We start from the raw sequence: 22,729 nt of genomic DNA, 5'->3' as shown, positions 1-22,729 counted from the left end.
TCTCAACTAATCGGATTCCCACAGAAGGCCTCCCTTCCGCCTGCATCCTTTGAAATAGGCTCCCATCCAGACGCTGGCGAATTGTTCGGCGGCGTTTTTTACAAAGTCTTTGTTGCTGCTCAAAACGCCTGCTTCAAAGTTTCGTGTCTTTTCGCCCTTCATACCAAGCCCGGCTCCGTTAAGATTTGCAGAACCGACGTAGGCAGTTTTCAAATCGAAAATAATGATTTTGAAATGAACACGCGAGCAGAGGGCACGTTCCATGCCTTAAATTAGAGCAGGGTATTTGTAAAAATCCTGGCGGAAAGCAGACCCTGGCTCTTTTGCGTGAATCAGGCGAATTTCAACTCCTCATTTTGCAAGGTCGGATAGAACTTCAAGCAAAGTCTTTGTTCCGCGTCCGTCTTTTACATATAAGTCTTTAATATCGGCAGTGCCAATCCAAAGCGTTTTCTTGACCGTTTTTATTCGCTCGATTACCTGTTTGTAATGAGATTCGTTTTATATATAGAGAAATTCTTCATTTTCCAAAATTATCTTTTTAGTGGCGATGCTCTTAGAAGAAGGAGTATCAGAAGATTTCTTGCGAGCTGAAGTAGATGGCCGATTGTTCACTGCTGCTTTCTTTGTAACTTTTTTTTGATGTGGATTTTTTTTCCGTCTTTTTCTTTTCAAACATAACATTTCCTATTATACCATCTAAACCACAGTATTTTCCATGATACTTCTACTGAGCTCTTTTACAAGCCTAGGAATACTTTGCAACTGACATTGCTGCTGAATATACTGCTTCTTGTACCATTCAATTAAACTTTCACGTTCTTTATAGAGATTTTCAATTTTATCCTTTAACACGCTTTCTCTTTGGGATAATTTTGATAAACAATCTTCTTTATCTGAATACTGGGCTTCCATTTTCTTTTTTAAGTTGGTTCGGATTACCGCAATCCCTTTTTTCTTTGCAACAATCGTCTTTTCAATAGTCTTTTGTTCCTCTCTTGCATTATTGATTATTAAGTCTGAAAGATGCTGAAAAACTTCAGGCATTTCCTCATTTTTCTTTATTGTTTGTTCAATATCATTATTTAATTCATCTATTTGTTTCTGAAGTTCATTAATTTCATTCATAATGGCTGCAATTCGTTCATCAGCAAGAGCTAAAAGAGCTCTGCTTTCTTCGATTATTTTAAGTTCACGTTTAAGTGGAATCGCCTTTTGGTCAAGAACAATATCGGCTTTCATTTCTGGGGATTTGATAAGATCAAACTTGAGTTCAGCTGGATTAATTTCTTCTACATTGATTTTGTCACCGCGATAATCCCAGATTGCGTCTATGCGGCTGGCTTTTTCATCGTGTTTCTGATAAATAAGGGAATCCAATGAGTTGTACATAAGCGGATAAACTATATGAACTTTTTTCTGCCGGTTTCCCTGGCGCCAGAGACGACCTTCTACCTGTACAGGTTCGGTCGGATTCCATCCAAGCATACAGTTATACAAAACAAGGGAATTGCCGTTGAGATCTATGCCTTCACTTATAGTCTCAGAACCAATCAGAATTTTGAGCGGATCATCAGGATTATTAAAAGCCTTTGTAATTTTTCCCTTTTTTGATTCTGTCGTTGAAGAATTCATCGTACCGATAGCTTCTTCTGGTATTTGATTTTTGGTGAGATACTGTTTTACAGCTGTAAACTCTTTAACTCCCCGAGGAAGGTAAATTATCTGACCGCAATCAGGTTTTTCTCTATAAATACTGACAACAGTGTCACATACAAAAAGCATCTTGGGAGAAGCTGCTACAAACTGAGAAAGATTTGGTACTTTTATATTTTTATCATTTACTAAAGTTGGAGAAATAAGACACATCCGCATTGTATTCATAGCAGAAAAGATGGCATCCAGGTCGGGATTATCGGTAAGACGTTTTATTTGTGTATCATAGATTTTCTTTTGAAGGCTTGTCATTTCAATTTTAATGACGTGAGTTTCCTTTTCCGGCCTGTTGATATGAGCATCTTCGGCATCCACCTTATCTATGTAGTTTTGGATAATTTTCTGAAGAGCATCCAAGGAACGAAAGTTTTTCATTACAGTCTTGCGGACAACTTCGTTTTTGTTGTTAACAGTCCATTCAATCTTTATCTCTGCAAATTCATTGAGAAAGTCATTGATATCATTGTAACCAAGGGCACGGATTTCATTTCCGCCGGTAAACAGAAGGGTAGTGTAGATTTCCATCGGAGAATTTGTAAAAGGCGTCGCAGACAGCAGAAATACATTTTTCTCATTATTGTGCCGGTGAATATATTCTGTAATTGCAAACATTTTTATAGCACGACTGGACGGCTCTCCAATACCAAGTCTGGAAAACTCCGAATAATTTGAACCGCTGACCTTTTTAATAAGGTTTTTATATCGGTGAGCTTCATCTACAAGCAATAAATCGGTTCCAAGGTCTTCAAAGTATACATACTGCTCATTTGTAAGTTCAGATGATGGAGTAAAATATTCCTTTTGTTTTCTCTTTGAGATGATATGTTCAAAGCTTGATTCAAGAAGAGGGCTGCTTTCTTCTGTAAAATAGATTTTTTCAATTGCCTCCGCTGTACAGATTGAAACAGAATTGGCAGGAAGAAGTAGGCTGTCATTTTCCTCTGAGAAAACTGAATTCATTCGAAGGTTATCAATTATGTCTTTATTAAGATTTTCCAGCTTGTTTAATGTGACATCAGGAAAAAGTTCCTGAATATCATGCACCCATTTTGAATATACAGCCTTAGGAACGATTATAAGAGGACGAGTACATTTCTGGTGTTGCAGCTGATACATAACGGCTGCTATCCCGGTTGCAGTCTTTCCGACTCCTACATCATAAGCAAGAAGACCGTTTCCCTTTGTACATAGAAAAGCGACACCCTTTTTCTGCTGTTCATGAAGAATAAATTTTTTGCCATCATATTTTCCGGAGAAACCTTCCAGTGAGTAATCAAACGCCTCATAATCCACCGATTCAAAGGAGTTGAAAGTCTGATTCCATATTTGTTCTACCCAGGCTTGCTGTTCAGCAGAAAGACCTTCGTGGAGAAATCGTTCAAATAGAAGTTCAGCTGTGTCCATACGGAGAATATTTCTTTCATCGTTCTCTGTCTGACTGAGTGACCTTCTTTTACACGGAATACCTTCGGCATAATCGATTATATCGGACCACATAATATCATCAGGTAAATCCGTTTTTGATATAGGAGAACAAAGCCAGTCGATATCACGGTAATCTTCATCTTCTGTTCTTGCAGAAATCCATCTATAAAATAGGGCTTTCAAGTCAAAATCAGTTTCTTCTGACTGTCTTGTAATAACTGAATGAAGAGAAAAATGAATATTAGTAATCTGTTTGTATGAAGACTCCAATGGGCTAAAACTCCTCAAAACTCAATTGTAAATGAAGATACTATCACCTAGTGATAGCAAAGCATTTTTTTTCAACTTACACCTTTTACACGGCACCACTGCTTAAAAATTGTCATGTCTTGTCCCTTTGGAACACTGTTATTGAATGCACTTTTCTGAACAAGGCGAAAGCGATTGTTATGCTTGTTCACTTCTATGCAAAGCTCATACTCACCGTCTTTCTGGGCATAAACAATTGTGCACTCTTTGTTTACGGCTTTATCGCGATATAAATGACCCACACAAATATTCATCTTCGAGCCGATATCGACCAGTCGGCTAGTATTTTCCGGAAGACAGAACTTATAACCGGCATTTTCCCATTCCAGATTCTTTTCTTCATCCGAATAAGAAATAGCCTCGTTTTCAAATTTCTCACCTTTAGAAGGATGTAAATCCCGCCAGATTCTCATCAGAAGATTGTGATTGTATTCAGTAAAGCCTTCTTTCCTGATTTTATTGATAACATCCTGAGATAGTTCCTCGGCTTCAGAAAGCATTTTCATATACGACAGACAATCGTCGGTTGTGTAATATGCTTTCTCATAAAGCTGCTCGCTTAGCAGTTTTATGACTGTCTTTTCATCATAAAACATGAACAAAAAAGAAACATCAGCTTTCAAAAGGAGATTATCAGAATACGGAGTCGCTGCTGCAAATAACCTGGACTTGTCTGCATCCATAAGTTTTTCAATTAACTTTTCATCCTTGAATCCCAGAGAACAGATTGAAAAATATTCAGCAAAGTCACGATGCCCCTGCAACAAAATCTTGTTGATTTTAGGAGTGTATGGAAGACCTGTAAGCTGTATGAATTTTTTAACGCAGTCTGGACTGTTTTTTAGATCTGATTCTGTTTCATTTAATTTATAACCGAGGATTTCTTCTACACAAAGTTCATTCAGAACAGGAGCAAAAGGGAATCTAGCAAAGTTTACAAGCCGGTCAAAATTTGTCTCTCCGTATAACAAATCAGGAACAAAACCACAGGCCTCTTTCATTTGGGAGTTCATGACATCCATTATCTGATTGTATTCAGCATCAGAAATATTGAACCATTCATTTCCTTCTTCAGCATACCAGCTTGCTCTTCTGTTTCGCACATCCAGGACAAGATAGCGTTTCAAGTTAAGAAGTTCAGCAGTCTCCGGATTCATGCTGATATAACTATTCTCAATCTCAATGATACCGTCAGGTTTGACCGTTACAACATTCTTTTTAATATCTTCAGAAATCAACTGTTCCAGATTCGTCATAATCCGTCTGGTCTCTTTTCCGTTGGAGAAATCTTCTGACTCTTTGATACAATCCAGTGGGACTATGCGTTTGCATCCGTTTCTGAAAAAAACTGTTGCAGCAAGAACAGAACAACCGTCCTGCCTTAAAGGTGCAAAATCACAGGAATAAATATACTCATCTCTATAAGTACGTTTGTACGTACCAAGCAGTGTTGATATAAGAACTCTATCTATTTTTACAACGACACCAGCAAATTCCTTTTCTTTTAATTCATATTTACGGTTATGCTTCCATGAAGAAATGCTATCTGTGGCAACTCCGTCATAATTATCCTTCGAAAATTTCTTCTTGAAATACCATTTATTGTCATATTCATTATGTTCAAGCCTGTAATTCCCATACCTCTGAGACAGGTATCCTGTGCAGTGAACAGACTGTAAAATGAGTTTCTTTAATTGTGCAGTGAGTTTCATGACAACCTCCTGAACATTTTATTGTACTCAGAAGAACTATCAAACAATGATAGAAGAGCAAAAAATCTATTCAATTACAACTTTAATGCGAAGGGTGAAATACTTTTGTAAAATAAAATCCCAGATTCTCTCAAAAAAAATAAAAATTTTTCTTCTCTATGCGGCGCTACGCTCCGCCTGGCAATTAGAAATTTATAAAAATCTTTGCAAAAAGCGCTGGCTCTATCACAAAATGATAGTTTACTTGAGTATAAATATAGGTGTAATAGAAGAGGTGTCTATACGTCCATGTCAAGGCACGCTTAGCTTAGAGCCTTGACATTTCCGTTTAACTATCCTTCGAATTATGAGGTACTTATGGAAGAAGTGTTGAAAGAAAAGAAGATTAGATGGAACATTTCCAAGGCAATGAGTTCTGTATATCAGAGTTTAAACGATTCGAGGCTTAAAATCAAGAAAACAAAAGCTTATAGCGCGGCTATGGAAAATTTGAAGACTCTCTATAATCTCAATCAGATTCAGGTCTGGATTCTCTGCCTTGTCTGTGAAAGCTATTTTGAATACGAAGACAGCTTTTCTCTCAAAAATATTTCTAGAAAACTGGATGTACCAGTTATGTCTATTATCAACTGGAAAAAAGAAATTGACTTTCTTGTTGAGCACGGTTTTCTGGAACACAGCGGAAGAAATGATGCTGTTCAGCCAATAAATGATTTCAGCGAATCAATCTATAATAATACCGAATATATTCCTCAGGCAAAGAAAGAAGATGATGATATTGACTTCATCTCTTATATGGCTGACCGCTATGAGTCACGCCGTGGAGAAGATATGTCTGCAAGGTCAATTCAGAGAGAATTGAGACTGTACGAAAGAGCTCATTCATACCTCCAAGTTGTAAAGAGGGTTTCTGCAGAACTTGAAAATCCTAATTATCGTTTTTTCCTTTATGATGTTGCAAATGATGTTTTGAAAGGCGGAGATTCTAATCTGAATGCGACCATATCCGATTTATACGATGGAGGAGAGAGATACAATGTTGCCATAGAAATGATGGAAGAAAAGCATGAACTTTTCCAGAAGGGACTCGTTGAATTCGTAAAGAAAGGAAATCTTTCTGATGCAACCATAACGCTTTCAGATAAAGGCCGAAAGCTCGTCCTTGGCGAAAAAGCATTCCTCTTTGAAGACAGCATTAACGATAAGAATCTGATTAAAACAGACTGCATCAAAGAGAAGAAGCTTTTCTACAGTCCTGAAAATCAGAAGGAAATTGACCGCCTCAAGGAAGTCCTTCAGGAAGAAAAACTCAAAGGTATCCAGCGGCGTCTTAAAGACGATGGGCTTCCTGTAGGCGTTGCAGTTTTATTGTACGGAGCACCTGGAACCGGAAAAACAGAATCGGTTATGCAGATTGCAAAGGAAACAGGTCGTTCTATCATTCATGTTGATATCAGCGAAGCGAAGTCTGCCTGGTTTGGAGAAAGTGAAAAGCGCATCAAAAAGATTTTCACAAGCTATAGAAATAACTGTAAGCTTGCAGAAAGGAAGGGAGAGCTTATACCAATTCTTCTTTTCAATGAAGCAGATGCTATTATCTCCAAAAGAAAGAATGATACTTCCGGGAACTGCGCTCAGACAGAAAACGCAGTCCAGAATATCATCCTTGAAGAGCTTGAAAATCTCAAAGGCATCTTTATTGCAACAACGAACCTTGCCTCAAATATGGACTCAGCTTTTGAACGCCGCTTTCTCTTTAAGATTAAGTTTGAGAATCCTTCAATAGAAGCAAAGACTTCAATTTGGATGAACAAGCTTTCCTGGCTCGATGAAAAATCAGCCACTGAGTTTGCAAAGAATTACAATTTTTCAGGCGGTCAGATAGACAATATCGTAAGAAAAATTGCGATGAACGAAGTGATTACAGGGGAACGTCCGGAAATCTCAGATATCCGCGATATGTGTAAGTGCGAAAAAATCGACAATCCAGAAGGCTCAAGACGTATAGGATTTTGTTTGTAGGAGAAATAAGAATGACAGATTTATTACGTTTTCCTTTGTGCAGTTAACAATTTGAAACATTAATTTTTTCTTCTGAAGCTAATGGCATAATTTCTCCATGTTTTTTCTAAAATAAAGTATGAATGCTATCATTTAGTGATAGACTTTTTGTGTTATATTGAATATTTACGAATTTTATTGTGTGAGAGGTTGCATAATATGCTAGTTTGTAAAACGCCATCTGTTGGAATCTGGTGGTTTTATTACGATGAAGTTTTGTTCGCAGATTCAGTTGCAGTTGAAAACGGTTTGCCTTATGGCGAATGTATCACAGGGCTTTCAGACCATGCGGACTTCTGGGAGCAGATCTTTGAAAAAGAAGAATTAAATAAACTTCCTCTAATTTTGCGGTCTGAATATTTTTATATTTCTCGCGGACGTGTTGTGTTTCACAAAGATACAGACAGATTTACAATTCTTCATGGCGGATTAAAAAAACGAGAACTTAATAAAATTAGAAAATTTTTCTGTCTTCCAAAGGAACTTACTGATTTTGATACGGATTTTCATTATAAAATAATTTAATTAGTCAAAATGTCGAGTTTTTTATAAATTGAGAAAAACGCTTTCAGCAAATTTCCAATTTGTTCAGACGGTTGTGCTCGCGTTTTACTTGGGCTGGTTCGGGTTGCTATGCAACCTTAATCGTTCTTATCGCACAAAATCTTCACAAATTGTAAATTTGCTTACGCTTTTGTTCACCTTTCTAAAAATTCATAGTTTTTTTGAGAGGAAGGGGAAAAAACTATTTATTTTATCTTTTTCCATAAAATTGTAATTTCTTCTTTCCATCTTTTTACCAGTTTTTTTGGAGCAAGCGGTTCTGCTTGTGAACCCCAAGAAAAGATCAATTGAAGCACTTTTTCAAATTGGCTTGAAGAAAAAGTTATTGTTGTGGATTTTTTATCTTCCTTAAATTTTTGGTCATCTGCCCATTTGTGAAGTTTTATCCAATCTTTTGCATATCCAGTGAAGCGGATTTTATATTTTTCAACATTATCGGTTTTGAATGCCCCAAGTCTGCCGCCACCACAATAATTATTGAAATCATATTTTTCGGGAAGTTTAAATTCTTCTTCTGTAATTACAATGTCTGTCATAAAATTTAAATCATATAAAAGGACACAATCCGCATATTCACTGTAGGCAAAAAGATATACAGAGCCGTTGTCCAGAATAAGCTGAAAAGGCCACACAAGACGCTCTGCTTCGTTATTTGTGTATGGTTTTGTGTAGCGAAATTGTATTTTTCGATTTTTTGATAAGGCTTCGTTTATTTTATCCCAGTTTTTTACATTGATGTCATATTCCATTTGAGGAGATACAATTATGCGCCCGGAAGACAAAACGGAATCTTCCTTTGCAACTTTTGGTTCAAGAAAATAAATCAGTTTTGTAATGTTTTCAAAAAGCGGAGTATTTTGGTACTGTTGTAAAAGTCCTTTTAGGCTTGCCACAAGGGCGATATTTTTCTTAGTTTCATTAGAGTAGATTTCCTCGACTGTTTTTTTGATTTTATAACTTCCGTGTGTTTGTTTTTCTTCTATTAAATCCATGTCTTTTAAAGTTCGGATTGCTCTAAGAATTGTTATGTTCGAAGTTTGAAAATGATTTTCAAAGTATTTGGAATTGTATTTTATTTCCGGATGTTTTGGAGCATCTCGTAGAATGCGTAAAATCTCATAGCAGCGTTCATCAAGTTTTGGATTTAAAAGTTTTTCAATTTTTTTTTCATCGCGTTTTGCTTGTCGGATTCTTTTTTCTTCTGCGGAAAGTGCTTTAGTCATATTTTTATTATATCATAGATTTTTTTTAATACTATCATTTGATGGCACTCTGACCCACAGAATCACAAGACCGAGAACGCATTTCAATCGGACCTCTAAAGCTGGACGAAAACCTTGCCACCGGCGAATACCGCGAACTTACGGATGAGGAAGTTTGCGAGTTGATGAAAGCGTAGAAATTAAAGTGGCCAATTCAACATTCTGTTCATTTCCAGAACATTTTGTTTCCATTCTTCAAAAAGCCAATTAGGTTTTATTGGACGGGCCTTACAACCATTTGAAAGCACCCAGTTTTTTATTTTAAGTGATTGTGTGCTTTCAAATTCAATTGTAGTTTTGTATTTGCTTTCTTTGAAGCTTTGATTGTCTGCCCATTTTCGCTCTTTTATAATTGTTCGGGCTTCTCCATAAAATTCAATTTTGTAGTGTTCTTTTTTGCTGCTGAAAAATCCGCCGAAATTTGAATTTCCAAGTCGGTTGTTGAATTCAAAATCTTTTGGCAAATCAAATTTTTGTTCAGTTAGTGTCATGTTTTTCATTCTTGCTAATGAAAAAATCCGCTCTTCATTCCGCAATTCGTCAAATCCAAAAAGATAACAAATTCCATTATCCAAAACAATCTGGTAAGGATGGACTTTTCTTTGTTCGGTTTGTTTTCCCCAGCGATTTGTGTAATCAAATTTTAGAATAAGATTTTTGTTCAATGCGTCTTGAATGACATTCCATAAATTTTGGTTTATTGCAACTTCTTCTGTTGGCGCAACCGTAATTCGTTCGATTAATGCAGTATTTTTATTTATACAAGATTCCGAAATCAGGTTTATAAGATTGCAGGCTTCTTTGTAAATTGGTGTGTTTTTATAATGTGAAAGCAGATTTTTTGCGGCAATCAGAGTGTTAAAATCTTTTTCTGAAAGATAATTTTGAAAATTCGGTTCGTAATTTTTTGTGTAGAAAAAGCCTTTTTGGTTGTAATCGTATTTTATAGGCGCATTCATTCTGTCTCTCAGATATTCAATATCGCGGCTTATGGTTGCCGCACTGGATTCTGTTTCTTTTGCAAAATCATTTGAATTAGGAAAATTTCCAGTTTTTATCATTTCATGGATTTTTGAAAGTCTTTCTATCATTCTGTAAGTGATTTTTGTCTGTTTGCTCATATTTTTATTATACCACATAACTTTATCATTGCGTGAGGGATTAAAAAATATGTAAAAAAAATCAGTATATCGTTTTAAGATAGAGTGGGCGAGTTATACTCTTCAGTATGAAAAGCAATGATTTGAAAGAAAAATATTCTGTTGTTTAAATTTTTTGTGATGAATTTGGCAAAGAAAAAGCGTCTTGTTTTTCAAGATATTGCTCTACTGATTCTGCAAAAAGCTTTTGCAAATCGGTGGCAATAGTCTGTTTTTGAAAAGGAGTTGCCTGTGCATTCGTGTTTTCAGGAAGAAACAATGTATAAACGTCAGTTTGAAGAGCGTTTGCTAGTTTTGAGAGCGTTTTCTCGCTTGGCCAGCGGCGGCAACCTTCTATATCATTTATCATTTGGAAAGAAATCTGAGCTTTTTCTGCTAATTTTTCTTGAGAAAAGCCCAGTATTTTTCGTATCTTTTTTAAGTTGAATGAAAGTCGTTCTTGCAATAATTTCGGAGTCATTTTACTTATTGTAAGCAAGTTTTTTAGATAATTGTACTTGTGATTAGCAATAAATGTGATATAATTTATTTTGCTGATTGCAATACTTTTTATGAATTTATATGGAGGTTTTTATGGAAGACAAGTTGAAAAAATTACAGAAGGATGTAAAATCTTTTGCAAAAAAAATAGTTAAAATAGCTAAAACAGACGAAAAAGTTCGTGATTTATATAAAGGTGCAAAAATCTTTTTTAGCCCTGTTGTAAAAAATCCAAAATTCATGTTTTTAGGAATAAATCCGGGAATATCGCCTGCTGCTAAAGAAAATAAATTTAAATGCGAAGTTAAACCTATGAAAAAAATGGACTACACCGCAGAAGATTATAAATTGGCAAACGAATGGAAATATATTTTTGGTGAAAAAGACGGAATGTTGAACCGGATGGACTTGCTGGAAAACTCTTTTAAAACGAATTTCTATTATGTTACAACAAAGGATATGGATTCTCTTTATGAATTGCTAAATCTTTTGAAAAACAAATATAACTTAACCGAAGAAAGTTTCTTTAAGCCTTGTGAATGGACAAAGACTTTGATTGGCATTGTAAATCCAGAATTTATTTTGGCGGAAGGTTTTGCGGTTTTTGATGAACTGAAAAGATGCTATCCGGATATTATGTGCGATTCGACTCAATGGGGTAACAATGAAAACTACAAAATTGGATATATAAACAATGAAGGAACTTCTGTTGAAGTGATTGCCTGCAGCCGCCGGTACAGCGATATAAAAAATACCAGCGAAATTGCAGAAATCATAAAATCAGAATGTTTGAATTAAAATTAAAGCCAAAAATTGGAGGAAGAAGTTATGGCGGAATTTTATTGTAAATGTTGTGGGGAAAAGAATTCTAGTGTTTCTAGTTTAACAAGAGGTCATTGTTTTCGCTCTTCTTCAGGAAGACATGAATTGTTTGAAGGAGAAACTGGCGGCAATTATTACTGCTGTTATTGCGGAAGCAAGTATTCATCATTGAGCAGTTTGACAAGAGGTCATTGTTCAAGAAATCCTGACGGAGATTTCCATGTTCCGTATGAAGGTAGTGAAAAGTCTCAATACACTTGCAAATATTGCGGAGACAAATATTCATCATTGAAAAGTTTGACAAGTGGTCATTGTTCAAAGTCTCCAACAGGAAAACATTTTCCTGCAAAATAAGATAAACTGAGCAAAAAAATGAAGCAAAAATCGCAGGAACAGAAAAAATCAATTCCGCAAAGACTTCTTCCTTATGTGGATGGCAAAGCAGACTCAATCTTTGAATATTTTATAATTTTTGTAATTATTTTGAATTCCGTAGTTTTGGGGATTGCAACGTCGCCGAATATTTCTGCACAGTTTCGCACTGTGCTGGATATTATTGATAAAGTTTGTCTTGCGATTTTTGTTGTTGAACTGGTTTTAAAATTTATTGCATATAATAAATATTTTTTTTCGGCTTCAAAATGGAATACTTTTGATTTAGTCATTGTTCTTGTTTCTATTTTTTGCACAGTTCCTTATTTTTCGATTTTCCGTGGAATAAAAGTTTTTAGGGCGTTTAAGCTTGTTCAAACTTTAAAAACGCTTAGGGTCGTAAAAACCTTAAAAATAATAAACAGCCTAAAGCATCTTCAAGTAATTCTAAAGGCTATTGTTTTTGCAATACCAAGCATAATCTGGACATTTTCGCTGCTTCTGATTGCTTTTTATTTTTATGCGATTATCGGTGTTAATTTATTCGGTGCGGAATTTTCAGAAACTTTTGGCTCTTTGGGAAAAGCCTTTTATACACTTTTTCAACTTATGCTGTTCGACGACTGGGGAAACATTACACGCCCGATTTTAAAGGAATTTTCAGCTTCCTGGATTTATTTTGTGAGTTTTGGAATAATTTCCGCCTATACAATACTTCAGGTTGTAACAGGAATTGTTGTTGAGTCCATTCAAAATGTAACAGCAGATAAAAATCATAAAATTAAAGAACCTTTAGAGCCGGAAAAAACTACCGTTACCGCACTTGAAATAGAAAATCTTTCAAAACAGATGGAACTTCTTGAAAAACAGATTTGCGAATTGAACACAAAAATGCAGAATACGACAAAATAATTGCAGTGCAAGTTTTCATTCCAACAAACAAAATTCCATTGTAAAATCCCCGAATAACAAGTAAAATTCCGTTATGAACAAATTTCTTTTTGCTTTGCCTGCGGTTTGCGTCCTGTTTTTCTCGTGTTATTTTTCAGGCGACAATTCCAACGACTACGCTTATTATAAAGTCGCTCCACGCACGGAAGAATCGCAGTTTTCTCTTACCAATTCAGACTTGAAAATCGATATGATAAGCGTTCTGAATACGGATGCGATTGTTCTTGGCGAGGATGTTGAATGCGTCACAAAAAATGTTTCCGTTGCGCCGTTCAGCATGTCAAAGTTCGAGGTAAGCTACAATGTGTGGCGTTTTGTGTACAAATGGGCGACTTCTGATTTGCGTGGAGAAAAAAAATATACTTTTGAAAATGCCGGCGCGGAAGGTCAGTACGGTGATTTGAGCAGCAACAAGCTTTTTAACGAGGGTGGAGAGCCGCAGGATGAAGGAATTCCTGTCTGCGGAATAAACTGGCGCGATGCGGTTGTTTGGTGCAATGCGTTGAGCGAACTGTGCGGCCTTGCTCCGGTTTACTGCACGGACTCAGCTTTTAAAAATCCGCTCAGAAGTTCAATTTATGCCGAAGGCGAAACTCCATCAAACATTCCGCTTCCTTTTGGAAACGCAAAGGCGACCGACATGACAAGCCTTGCCAAAGGAAACGTAGACAATCCTTACGTGAACAAAAATGCGGACGGATTTAGGCTTCCGTATGTTTACGAATGGGAATACGCCGCACGCAAATGCAACGATGGCTCTTTTATAAGCGGAAAAAATGCTCCTGGCGACAAGACCGGTCCTTGCAGCGGAAACTCAAAGCCTACTCTTATGGACGAAATCATGGGAGTTACGCCAGTTCCGCCGTCAAAAGTTGCAAAAAACTACGGATGGAACATGAGCAACTCAAAAAATGACGGACCAAAAGAAACCGCCGCCGGCTGGGACGACCGTAATTCCGCGTGCAAGATTCCTGCGAACGGCTCAATGAGAATCCACAAGCAGGGCGGAAAACTTCCTTCCGAGCTTGGATTTTACGACCTTGCTGGAAACGCCTACGAATGGTGCTGCGATTTTGGCTCGCCTTACGACTGGAAATACGAAGTCTACCCTTACAAAACCATGAAACAGGGCGGCTACAACGCTTCTTACGTATATTTTGAATCCTGCTACAGAAGAGCCGACCCATCCTATGTAAAAACCGGCGGACTTCGTCTTGCAAAAAAACTGGACTGAACTCTAAAATTTTTTCTTTATTTCCCAAAATCCAAATGGATCTGTTTTTAGTTCGTGCTCATAAAGCGAAACGACTTTTCCAACATCAAAAAGCATTGCCTTGCAGCTTCCGATATCAAAGTGCTTTATAAGTCCAAGTTCATCAGCTGCTTTTTGAATTTTGCACCAGGCTTTTACAGGCGGATTTCCTGCTTCAATAAACCATTCTTCAGGCGGATAAATTTTGTTGATTTCTGCGCTCGGAGCAAACATATTGGAAATTTCTTTTGGAGTGATTTCTTCAACGTAATGCATTGCGGTAAGTTTAAAAATGTCCACGCCCAAAAGCAGAGCCTTTCCTCCGTTGTGAATGGCAAAATTAAGTCCGCCAGTTCCAGCTTCATGCGCGTGTTTTCCCCAGCCTGAAATCTGCATGATTCCGCTTCCTGTAAGAGTTCCGTTTTGCAGCCTGAATGTGTCGGCGATAATTCCCATTGCGCTTTTTTTTCTGTCGTCGGGAAGGATTTTTATTTTGCAAGTTATTCCAAGTTTTTTATCTTCGTCCGTGATCGGAAGTGCAGGGCTGAGCCTTAGTGCCGGCATAAAAATTGTGCCTTCTGAACCGACGCTTTCCTTGAGCGCGCTGATTACACTTTCAGCTCCGCCTTCAACATAACCAAAACTGCTAAGGCTGCTGTGAACTTCAAGGCACATTCCTTCTTCCACGCCGTTTTTCTTAAGCGCATTTACGATAAAGCTCTTGTCCATTTTTTTGCTCCGAGTGATTTTTTTTCGAATATCGAGTTTTAGGATTTCTTCAAATTTCTAGTCATTATCGGGCTTGACCCGATAATCTCTTGCAGTTTTTTTTACCAAGATTGCCGTGTCAAACGCGGCAATGACAGTAAATTTACAAAACTCGAAATTGAACCTACTAGAAAATTGTTCTGTGGATTCTACACTTTCTTTTTCATTAAGACAAGATGAATGTTCTTTATTTTAATTATGTTCTTGCTTTATAAAAAAATTCTTCTATGCAAAAAGAATTAGGCTTTTTCTTTATTCCCCAAATCCAAGCATGATTCCAGCTCCGGCAGAAAATCCGAGAATGTCGTTGAATGAAAGTTCGACTTTTGCAACAAGGCTGGAAATGTTTAGAACAAGACCTAGTGAGAGTTTGTAGCTAAGAAAGAATGAGTCTGTAAAGTCATAAGTTTCTCCTGAATTTTCTATTTCATCTTTTTTATTTCCGTCGAATCCAACTCCCAGACCGCCGCCAACATAAGCCGCGAGGTTGCTGTAGAGCCTTGGTCCAAAGCATATTGAAAGCAGCCATGACTGAAGCTTTTCTTCATCTTCAAAGTTCCGCAAGTAGTCAATGCTGAATCCGCCGGTCGTTTCATCTATCAAGCTCAAAGCGTCAAATGAAAAACCAATTTTGTCCTGGCTGAATTCTTTTTCTTCTACATCATGGTAAGGAGCGGTCGCTGAAATTCCGAAAATCCAAGGAAATTCATTGTTGTAATTTCCGTAGTTAAAGCCGCTAGAACCTGAGCTGGAATAGCCGCTGTAAGATGAAGAAGTTGAAGTGGAATTAGAAGGCGTATTCCATTCAGACATTTTTGGCGGCAATGGAAGATTTTTCAGAAAGTCAGGATATTCAAGGCAGAAGTCTTTGTCGGGGCGGCACTGAATTTCTTCTCCGTTGCTAACATATCCGTAGACTACGTAGCCCAAATTGTCTGTCCAAGTCGGATCAATCCAAAACCACACTCCGTCGTTGCGCATTACCCAAAGCCATGCGTGGTTTGTTGCGCGTGTTCCGTTTTGCGCTTTGTGCGCCTTTACATTTTTGCAGCTTGAGTTTCCATAAGTTCTGACAGGAATTCCGTTCTGAAATTTTGTTGCGTTTGAAGTTGAAGTTGGAACTGAAAGCTCGATGATGTTTGGATTTGAATTATTTCCGGCAAGAAAAAATTGTCCTGCTTTCATTCCGTTTTTAATGTAAAGACTTTCGTTGTCTTTTATGTCCCAGTATGCAAATTCCGCATAGTCGAAACACACGCCGTAAAAAGTTGTTGTGCGCGTCATGTTTCCGGACATTTTTTTGAACCGCTCTGCCAGCAAATACGGTTTGTAGTAATCAAGAGGATCTTCGCTCCAAGTTCCGCCCGCCTGCGTTGCCGAGTACTGCCCGATGCAAGCAGTCTGAACCGCCAAATCCTGAAGAATGCTGGTAAAGTCATCGGCATGGGCAGCCGCAATGGAGAAGAATGTGAAGAGAAATATTCGCTGATAAAATTTCATGTGGGTTTAGTATACTGGGGATTTAGAAAAAGGTATATTCATTGTTTTGGGGAAACTCTTGTTAGTTTAATAGACATTTATTTTAAAGCATTCCAATATATTTTTTACATAAGCGCTCATATTCGGCATTTGCTATATTAAAATCATTATAGTTTTCTTCATATAATGTAATAACTCTATCTTTAGTATGTTTAAAAACTTGTATAGAAGGGCCTCCTAGTGGGTATTTAGAATTAGGATCTAAAAAAGTTGTTCTCACTATAGCGTAAGCAGTTTTGGTGCTAGAATCTTTCTCTAGTAACACACAAGCAGTGGAGAGTATTGTTACTGCATATCCATTTGCAATTTGTTCTATCATTTTACAGGCTTCTTGGAAACTCTTTTCAGAATCCTCATAAAAGTTTTTTTTCATGACTTCAATATCTTCTTTTATTTCTGGAGATATGCAAATTTTTGAAATATAAGTAAACATTCCTGATGGTGATTTTTTTAAATCACCAAAGCTTATATATCCTTCCGCAGAAATATGCGAAAAAATGCAAAACAAAATTCCTGCAACTAAAATTTTCTTTTTCATACAAAACCTCCGCTCTTTTATGCTTTTGTATCGAATATGTTTTATTTATCTTTTTCAAAAGATGCTGAAACTTTTATTTTCCCAGATATATTTAAATTGCTCTTTTGTGAATTTTCTTTTATGGGAAAAACAATGGAAGAACAAAGTTTTTCATTCTTAAATATATTCAGCTTGTTTCCATTGCATATTGCAATTTTCACATTGCCTTTTATAAGTTTTTCATAAAGGCTTTTATCTATATTGTTTTCTTCACCAGAAAAACAAAGTATTGATAAATCTGTCAAATCACTAAAATTATTTTCTGAAAGAATATCTGCTGAAGAATATACAACCATTTTTGTTTTTGCAGGAACTGTTGCATCTTTTTTACAAAGCACGAAAAAACTGTCAATGTCTGCATTTTCGATTTTTAAAGCAGAATTATTGCAATAGTATATTTTTACAGAATCATTTGAATTTTCTGAATAAATGCAAAACCAGATGAAGCCACATAAAATAAGAGCAATTAATATTATAGAGATACAACAAAATTTTTTTTCTAAACTTGAATTCATAAATTTAAAATCCCCCAGCTCAAAAAATCCGTATAAAATGGCAAGGCAAAATCCCATGAAAATAAACAGCAATAAAAAAGGATTGATTTTTTTCACTTGTCAGTTTCCCTCATAAATTTTCTTGTCAAAATGAATTTCACCGTTGTCAGAAACGTTACCTTTCACTTGAAAGATGAATCCTGCCACGCCGCAAGTAAACAGCACGATCAGCACAAGAAAAATCAAGAAGTGATTAAGCTTTAAATTCTTGCAGAATTCAACAAGCTCGAATACAAACAGTCCGGCAGAAAAGAACGAAACAACGTAGCCAGCCGCAATGTTTATTTTTGAAACTGAAAACGATTCTCCTGCGGAATAGATTTTATGAAGCGGACCTGTAACGTAATCTTCCAGAAGGTCGATGTGATTTTCCCAGTTTTCCTGCCAGAATTTTGACGCGTAACTAGACAAAAGCCATGCAAGGCAAAAGAAAAATCCCAGGGCAGAAAGTGAGAGCAGTGGAATTGTTCCGTGCTTAAAGCCAGTACATTCGTCATAGTAGAATTCTTTCTGCACGTTGAAAAATGCGGCATAAATAGAAACAATGAATGCCCAAAAATATCCGGCGCGCTTCCAGAAAAGCTCAATCTCAAACTTGCGGATTTCAGCAGCCTGCCTGTACGCATTTTCTATTTTGCTGTCCTTTGCAGTTTGAGCAGGTTTTACGCTTTCATTAAAATTTTTCAGATATTCATCTTTTGGCAGATTGCGATTTCTATGCCATCTCATGCTCATAAAATTTCTTGTCCTTTAATTTTATATGATAAAATAATCTCATCAATATTAGTAGCTAAGTTCTATCGAAGAGTATTTAGTTTAAGAAGATCTGCATATCCTTCTAGTTCTTCTATACCTTCTAGTTCAGTGCCAGAATATACCTGCCCATGTTTTTTTAATAAAAGTTTGCTTTCTATTATACAACTAAGTATTGTTGAATATGCCATGTTTGAAAAAGCATAGCTATTTATGTTAACTGAATCAATTCTTCTTCCGTCATTTGTTGTTACATACCAGTCTGGTTCGCTATATAAGGCAACATCTATTCGGGCATTTCTTATAAAAAGTCGGAGTACTTTTCTGTTTTTTCTATAGTTTACACAATAAGTCCAATGCCAGTTTTCACCATCAAATGTCTCATAATTTATTACTGCATAATGATATGTGCCTTTTCCTAGTTCTGTTACAAAAAAACGCACTATATCTGAATATGTAAGATTTTTATTTTCAGTACTTGCAATTTCTACCCACTCATTATCCGCATAAATGTGTGAAAAAATACAAAATAGAATTGCTATAACAAGGCTTCTTTTTTTCATCTTAAATTTCTCCTTTCTGTTGTTGTTTTTCTTGCTAAAAATTGTATCTTACGGGATTTTGACCGCCGATGTATTCTGGAGGAAGGCGCTTGCCGTTGTATTTTGAGCGGACGCTATCTGAAGCAAGGTCGAGGTCAAACACTTTGCGTGCTCCAGAAAAATGTGGATGCGCCGTGCCGTCATCAAATTCCTCGTGGCAGCCTGTTGCTATATAGACTTCGTATACGATGCCTGAAATTACAGAAAAAACGTAGTCGGCAGACATTGCTTTGTTTTCTGAACATCGCCACCATTTGCGTGTGGCTTCAACAAGGCTTCCGCGTTTTCTTACAACGTCATAATGTGTAAAAAACATTACAACACGTTCATCGATATTTCTGATTTGTTCCATAAAATTCCCCCTTATAATTTTTCATAAAAAAAGCAGGAGCATTGTGGTGTGCGCAATATTCCTGCTGCATAAAAAGTTTTTATTTTTTTGTGCAAACCATAGTTATCATAGTTGTGCTTTTAGTTTTACAAATTGCTGTTGTAGAATCTTTGTTTTCCAGTGTAACAACCGATTTTACTGGACCAGATTTAAAAGTCAGCTCGTAAGATTCTCCGATTTTTTTTAGTTTATATGAAACTTCAGAAAATCCATACATCAGCTTTCCGTCATCTGAAAATTCAAAAACATCTACTCCTTTGCATTCCCATGATGTTGATAAAAAAGGATTTTCCGGAGAGCTTGGCTCAATGGCTACACCTTCCGACTTTGCAAATAAAGACACCGCGCATAAAAGTATTGCTACAAACATTGAAATACTTTTAAAACTTTTCATAAAAAAACTCCTTTATCGTGATAATCTCCCACGATACATTTAATATGAATGTAATAATACATCTAAATGCAGTTATCGTCAATAAAATATGCGGAAATACACATTTTATTTAGATGTACATAGTTTTAAAAACATTGCCATAGTATGTGTATGCAGACTTTGCGGCAACAGTTCATTCAGAATCTTAAATTTTTCAGAAAGCAAAAGGGGATGCGCCAGCTTGACCTTGCGCTCGAAATTGGAAAAAGCTCGAACTACATAAACAGCATTGAAAACGGCAAATATTTTCCTTCCCCGGAAACAATCGAAAACATCGCGCTTTCGCTGGGAATTGAGCCTGTCCGCCTTTTTGGAAAATGTGAAGAATCAGAAAAAGAAAAAATCGCCGAAACTGTTCTTAATATAGAAGAAAACCTCAGAACCGAAGTCCTCGAAAGCATTCAGAAAGCCTTTTCAAAAATAAAGGACGCTTGATTTTTTTTGTAATGGATTTGGTATTAATAGAAGAAAATTAGCGGTTGTTTTTACATTCCGAACAAATCAGCGTGGCTGCCAGTGTCAACAAGCTCAAGAATCAGAATGTCGTTGAAGATTCTGTAAATTAAAAGCAAATCCGGCAGAATATGACATTCGCGGTTGCCTTTTAAGTTTCCTGTAAGTTCGTGGTCGCGGAATCGTTCGGGAAGTTTTTCGCCTTTTTGAAGTAAATCGACTGTTTCCGCAATCTTTCTGATTGAAGATTTGTTGCGTTTTTCCATCAGCTTAAGATGCTTTTTGAAACGTTTTGTCAGGCGGAGACTGTATTTGTTTTCTGTTCCGCTCATGCTTCAATTCCTAATTCGTCAAGAACTTCCTGAAAATTATTGTACGTTTTCGCATTCGGGTCGTTCATAAGCTGGTCGGCTTCCTCGGATGCAAGCTCAATCTCGCTCTTGCGTCTCGTCCGCTGTGGCTTGAACGGCAGCCCGTTTTCCCTGACCGACTGCCGCAAAAACATATTGATTGCGCTCGAAAGCGAAAGCCCCAAATCGTTGTAAAGCTCCGTCGCCTGTTCCTTGAGATTTTTGTCAACTCTAACATTCATTGCTACTGTGTTCATATCTACAATATATGCTAAAAAGTTGCATTTGTAAAGAAAATGCTTGCAAACTATTCAGTTTTTTCTAATAGACATACGCAGTATGCCTTTATTGCGTTGCCTGCTCCTACAGCGTCTTGTTTTTCGTTTGTCTTTGCTTTTACAAAAATTTTTTCTGATGCAGTTTCAAGAATGCCTGCGATTGAGCTGATTATTTTTTCGCGCCAAGGAAGCAATTTTGGTTTTTCTGTTTCTACCACGCAATCAAGATTTCCTAAAGCCCAGCCTGCTGATTTTACGTCTGCCCAGATTTTTTTTAGAAGTTCCGCGGAATCAGCGTTTTTCCATTTTGAATCTTCGCTTGGAAAATACGAGCCTATGTCGCCCATGCCAGAAGCTCCCAAAAGCGCGTCGCTGATTGCATGAAGCAGAACATCTCCGTCTGAATGCCCAAGCTCTCCTTTTTCCGCCGGGATTTCGACTCCGCCCAAAATAAATTTTCTGCCTTCAACAAGCTTGTGCAAGTCTGTTCCAATTCCTATGCGGATCATTTTTGTTTCCTTGGAAATATCCTGAATAAAAGTTATCTTCTTGTTTTTTTCGCTGCCTTCAACAACGTGGACTTTTTTTCCGCCTGTAAAATTTGGAAAAGCGTCCCAAACTTCTGTGTCGTCCGTGAACTCAAGTTTTTTTTGAAAAGCAGCTTTGTGGCATTCAGTCAGCGGTTCAAGAAAAAATCCCTGCGGAGTTTGCACGGCTCCCAAATTTTTTCTTACAAGATGACGGCTGATTGTTCCATCCGGCGCAATTTCTTTTTGCGTGTCAACAGGCTGAATTGCCGGAACTGCCGCTCCAAATTCTTGCGCTTTAGAAATCACATCCTGAATTATTTTTTTTGAAACGAACGGACGCGCGCCGTCATGGATTAGGACAATTGAATTTTTGTTTTTGATTTTGCAAAGCGCCTTGAAAACTGATTCTTGCCTTGTAACTCCGCCTTCTGCAAAAGTCAGCGTTGTGTTTTTTAAAAGGCTTTCTAGTTCCGTGTCGGCAAGCAATGCGGATTTTGCTTCCTGCTCGCCGTTTTTTGGAATGGAAACTATAATTTCTGAAAAATCCGCAGCTTCAATAAATGCACGGACTGATTCAGAAAGCACAGTTCCTTTTTTTAATGGAAGGTATTCTTTTTTTTTGCCAAGCCCCATTCGGCTGGAAGAACCTGCGGCGGCTATGACAAGAACTTTATTAATCATCATCCTCGCTGTCAAAGTCTTCGGAATCTTTTTCGTTAGATGAAGTTTCTTCTTCAAACTCATCATCGTCTTCATCTTCGTCGGCAAAGGCTTGTTTCTTTTCAATCTTTAAACCAAGCGGCTCAAGTTTTTCATGCAGCATGGCTTCAACTTCCTTGTCGGAAATTCCAAAGGCTTCTGCAATTTCGTCCTCAAGAAGTTTTTTTGCATTGTCGTAAAGTTTGCGCTCAAGAATCGGAAGTTCCTTTACCTTTGAACGGTGGTAAAGACAGCGCACGATTGCCGCAATGTCGCCGATTGTGCCTTTTTTGAGCAGGTCAAGGTTCATTTGGTAGCGGAGTTTCCAGTCGGAAGTAGGAGGCTCAAAGTCGTCGCTGATTGAATTCAGTGCAGCCTGCGCTTCATCTTTTGAAACGATTGCGCGGATTCCTAAGTCCTTTGATTTTGATACAGGAACCATTACATTCATGTCGGAAACTTCAATATAAATTTTGTAGTAATATGTTGGCTCGTTGTTGAAGTCTTTTTTGAAAATCTCTGTGATTTTTCCAACGCCCTGGCTTGGGTAAACAACTTTTTGGTTTACAGAAAATTCTGTCTTTGGTTTTGCCATAATGAAATTATTATAGCACAGTTTCTTTAAAAATTCAACGCTGAAAAAATGGACGAATCAAATTGCACTTGGCTTTTTTTCCGACTGACTTTTTGCTTCTATTATGCTATACTTTCCGAAA

At 37.1% G+C, this 22,729-nt stretch carries 25 protein-coding genes; 7 read left to right on the top strand and 18 right to left on the bottom strand.

Annotated elements, in window-relative coordinates; translation table 11 throughout:
- Positions 1–6: 6 nt before the first annotated feature.
- From Q0H92_RS10465 to Q0H92_RS10455, 3 genes are all read right to left on the bottom strand, one after another.
- Positions 7–264 carry a phospholipase D-like domain-containing protein gene (locus tag Q0H92_RS10465; RefSeq protein ID WP_296014738.1) on the bottom strand — a complete coding sequence of 86 codons (258 nt, stop codon included), beginning with the start codon at positions 262–264 and terminating at the stop codon, positions 7–9.
- A 435-nt stretch (positions 265–699) separates the two neighbouring features.
- A complete protein-coding gene (locus tag Q0H92_RS10460; RefSeq protein ID WP_296014737.1) occupies positions 700–3,411 on the bottom strand; it encodes an SNF2-related protein in 2,712 nt (903 codons plus the stop codon).
- A 71-nt stretch (positions 3,412–3,482) separates the two neighbouring features.
- Complete coding sequence (locus Q0H92_RS10455; protein WP_296014735.1) at positions 3,483–5,162, bottom strand: PcfJ domain-containing protein; 1,680 nt, start codon at positions 5,160–5,162, stop codon at positions 3,483–3,485.
- 357 nt (positions 5,163–5,519) lie between these two features.
- On the opposite strand from Q0H92_RS10455, the gene Q0H92_RS10450 reads away from it, so the two are divergent.
- Both Q0H92_RS10450 and Q0H92_RS10445 read left to right on the top strand, forming a co-directional pair.
- Positions 5,520–7,184: an ATP-binding protein gene (locus Q0H92_RS10450; RefSeq protein ID WP_296014734.1), complete on the top strand. Its 1,665-nt coding sequence runs from the start codon at positions 5,520–5,522 to the stop codon at positions 7,182–7,184.
- A 198-nt stretch (positions 7,185–7,382) separates the two neighbouring features.
- Positions 7,383–7,748, top strand: coding sequence for a hypothetical protein (locus tag Q0H92_RS10445; RefSeq protein ID WP_296014733.1), 366 nt, complete (start codon positions 7,383–7,385; stop codon positions 7,746–7,748).
- A gap of 224 nt (positions 7,749–7,972) precedes the next feature.
- Here Q0H92_RS10445 and Q0H92_RS10440 read toward each other — a convergent pair whose 3' ends face one another.
- From Q0H92_RS10440 to Q0H92_RS10430, 3 genes are all read right to left on the bottom strand, one after another.
- Positions 7,973–9,010, bottom strand: coding sequence for a WYL domain-containing protein (locus Q0H92_RS10440; protein ID WP_296014732.1), 1,038 nt, complete (start codon positions 9,008–9,010; stop codon positions 7,973–7,975).
- Between the two features lie 179 nt (positions 9,011–9,189).
- Positions 9,190–10,170: a WYL domain-containing protein gene (locus Q0H92_RS10435; protein WP_296014731.1), complete on the bottom strand. Its 981-nt coding sequence runs from the start codon at positions 10,168–10,170 to the stop codon at positions 9,190–9,192.
- Positions 10,171–10,315: 145 nt separating this feature from the next.
- Entirely contained in the window at positions 10,316–10,669 is a 354-nt protein-coding gene (locus Q0H92_RS10430) for a helix-turn-helix transcriptional regulator (protein ID WP_296014730.1), read from the bottom strand.
- A 113-nt stretch (positions 10,670–10,782) separates the two neighbouring features.
- Between Q0H92_RS10430 and Q0H92_RS10425 the strand changes: the two genes are divergently transcribed.
- The 4 genes from Q0H92_RS10425 to Q0H92_RS10410 all read left to right on the top strand — a co-directional run bounded on the left by Q0H92_RS10425 (position 10,783) and on the right by Q0H92_RS10410 (position 14,068).
- Positions 10,783–11,487, top strand: coding sequence for a hypothetical protein (locus Q0H92_RS10425; RefSeq protein ID WP_296014729.1), 705 nt, complete (start codon positions 10,783–10,785; stop codon positions 11,485–11,487).
- 30 nt (positions 11,488–11,517) lie between these two features.
- The gene (locus Q0H92_RS10420; RefSeq protein WP_296014728.1) at positions 11,518–11,865 is read left to right on the top strand and encodes a hypothetical protein; all 348 of its coding nucleotides are present in this window, start codon (positions 11,518–11,520) and stop codon (positions 11,863–11,865) included.
- Between the two features lie 18 nt (positions 11,866–11,883).
- Complete coding sequence (locus Q0H92_RS10415; protein WP_296014727.1) at positions 11,884–12,795, top strand: ion transporter; 912 nt, start codon at positions 11,884–11,886, stop codon at positions 12,793–12,795.
- A gap of 73 nt (positions 12,796–12,868) precedes the next feature.
- On the top strand, positions 12,869–14,068 hold the full coding sequence (locus tag Q0H92_RS10410; RefSeq protein WP_296014726.1) for an SUMF1/EgtB/PvdO family nonheme iron enzyme: 1,200 nt from the start codon (positions 12,869–12,871) through the stop codon (positions 14,066–14,068).
- Positions 14,069–14,071: 3 nt separating this feature from the next.
- On the opposite strand, the gene Q0H92_RS10405 is transcribed toward Q0H92_RS10410, so the two are convergent.
- The 8 genes from Q0H92_RS10405 to Q0H92_RS10370 form a co-directional block, all read right to left on the bottom strand.
- Entirely contained in the window at positions 14,072–14,815 is a 744-nt protein-coding gene (locus Q0H92_RS10405) for an AAC(3) family N-acetyltransferase (RefSeq protein ID WP_296014725.1), read from the bottom strand.
- Positions 14,816–15,106: 291 nt separating this feature from the next.
- On the bottom strand, positions 15,107–16,354 hold the full coding sequence (locus Q0H92_RS10400; RefSeq protein WP_296014724.1) for a hypothetical protein: 1,248 nt from the start codon (positions 16,352–16,354) through the stop codon (positions 15,107–15,109).
- 82 nt (positions 16,355–16,436) lie between these two features.
- Positions 16,437–16,931 (bottom strand): hypothetical protein, encoded by a 495-nt coding sequence (locus Q0H92_RS10395; protein WP_296014723.1) that lies wholly within the window; start codon positions 16,929–16,931, stop codon positions 16,437–16,439.
- A 41-nt stretch (positions 16,932–16,972) separates the two neighbouring features.
- Entirely contained in the window at positions 16,973–17,581 is a 609-nt protein-coding gene (locus Q0H92_RS10390; RefSeq protein WP_296014722.1) for a hypothetical protein, read from the bottom strand.
- Positions 17,582–17,584: 3 nt separating this feature from the next.
- A complete protein-coding gene (locus tag Q0H92_RS10385; RefSeq protein WP_296014721.1) occupies positions 17,585–18,259 on the bottom strand; it encodes a hypothetical protein in 675 nt (224 codons plus the stop codon).
- A 62-nt stretch (positions 18,260–18,321) separates the two neighbouring features.
- Entirely contained in the window at positions 18,322–18,840 is a 519-nt protein-coding gene (locus Q0H92_RS10380; protein ID WP_296014719.1) for a hypothetical protein, read from the bottom strand.
- Between the two features lie 34 nt (positions 18,841–18,874).
- Positions 18,875–19,231 (bottom strand): hypothetical protein, encoded by a 357-nt coding sequence (locus tag Q0H92_RS10375; RefSeq protein WP_296014718.1) that lies wholly within the window; start codon positions 19,229–19,231, stop codon positions 18,875–18,877.
- Between the two features lie 79 nt (positions 19,232–19,310).
- The gene (locus tag Q0H92_RS10370; protein ID WP_296014717.1) at positions 19,311–19,664 is read right to left on the bottom strand and encodes a hypothetical protein; all 354 of its coding nucleotides are present in this window, start codon (positions 19,662–19,664) and stop codon (positions 19,311–19,313) included.
- A gap of 150 nt (positions 19,665–19,814) precedes the next feature.
- Between Q0H92_RS10370 and Q0H92_RS10365 the strand changes: the two genes are divergently transcribed.
- Positions 19,815–20,138: a helix-turn-helix transcriptional regulator gene (locus Q0H92_RS10365; protein ID WP_296014715.1), complete on the top strand. Its 324-nt coding sequence runs from the start codon at positions 19,815–19,817 to the stop codon at positions 20,136–20,138.
- Positions 20,139–20,188: 50 nt separating this feature from the next.
- Here the strand turns inward: Q0H92_RS10365 and Q0H92_RS10360 are convergent, their stop codons facing one another.
- The 4 genes from Q0H92_RS10360 to Q0H92_RS10345 are packed head-to-tail and all read right to left on the bottom strand — an operon-like array spanning position 20,189 to position 22,608.
- Positions 20,189–20,488, bottom strand: coding sequence for a type II toxin-antitoxin system YafQ family toxin (locus Q0H92_RS10360; protein WP_296014713.1), 300 nt, complete (start codon positions 20,486–20,488; stop codon positions 20,189–20,191).
- Positions 20,485–20,763 carry a type II toxin-antitoxin system RelB/DinJ family antitoxin gene (locus Q0H92_RS10355; protein ID WP_296014712.1) on the bottom strand — a complete coding sequence of 93 codons (279 nt, stop codon included), beginning with the start codon at positions 20,761–20,763 and terminating at the stop codon, positions 20,485–20,487. The genes Q0H92_RS10360 and Q0H92_RS10355 overlap by 4 nt, the downstream gene beginning before the upstream one ends.
- Positions 20,764–20,813: 50 nt before the next feature.
- On the bottom strand, positions 20,814–21,995 hold the full coding sequence (ispF, locus tag Q0H92_RS10350) for a 2-C-methyl-D-erythritol 2,4-cyclodiphosphate synthase (RefSeq protein WP_296014711.1): 1,182 nt from the start codon (positions 21,993–21,995) through the stop codon (positions 20,814–20,816).
- Positions 21,988–22,608, bottom strand: coding sequence for a CarD family transcriptional regulator (locus Q0H92_RS10345; protein WP_296014709.1), 621 nt, complete (start codon positions 22,606–22,608; stop codon positions 21,988–21,990). Before Q0H92_RS10345 ends, ispF begins: the two co-directional genes overlap by 8 nt.
- Positions 22,609–22,729: the final 121 nt, after the last annotated feature.

Origin of the sequence: uncultured Treponema sp. (assembly GCF_934725225.1) — a bacterium.
Taxonomy (GTDB): Bacteria; Spirochaetota; Spirochaetia; order Treponematales; family Treponemataceae; genus Treponema_D.
Note: the sequence above shows the minus strand (reverse complement) of the source record. Positions and strands in the feature narration are given on the sequence as shown.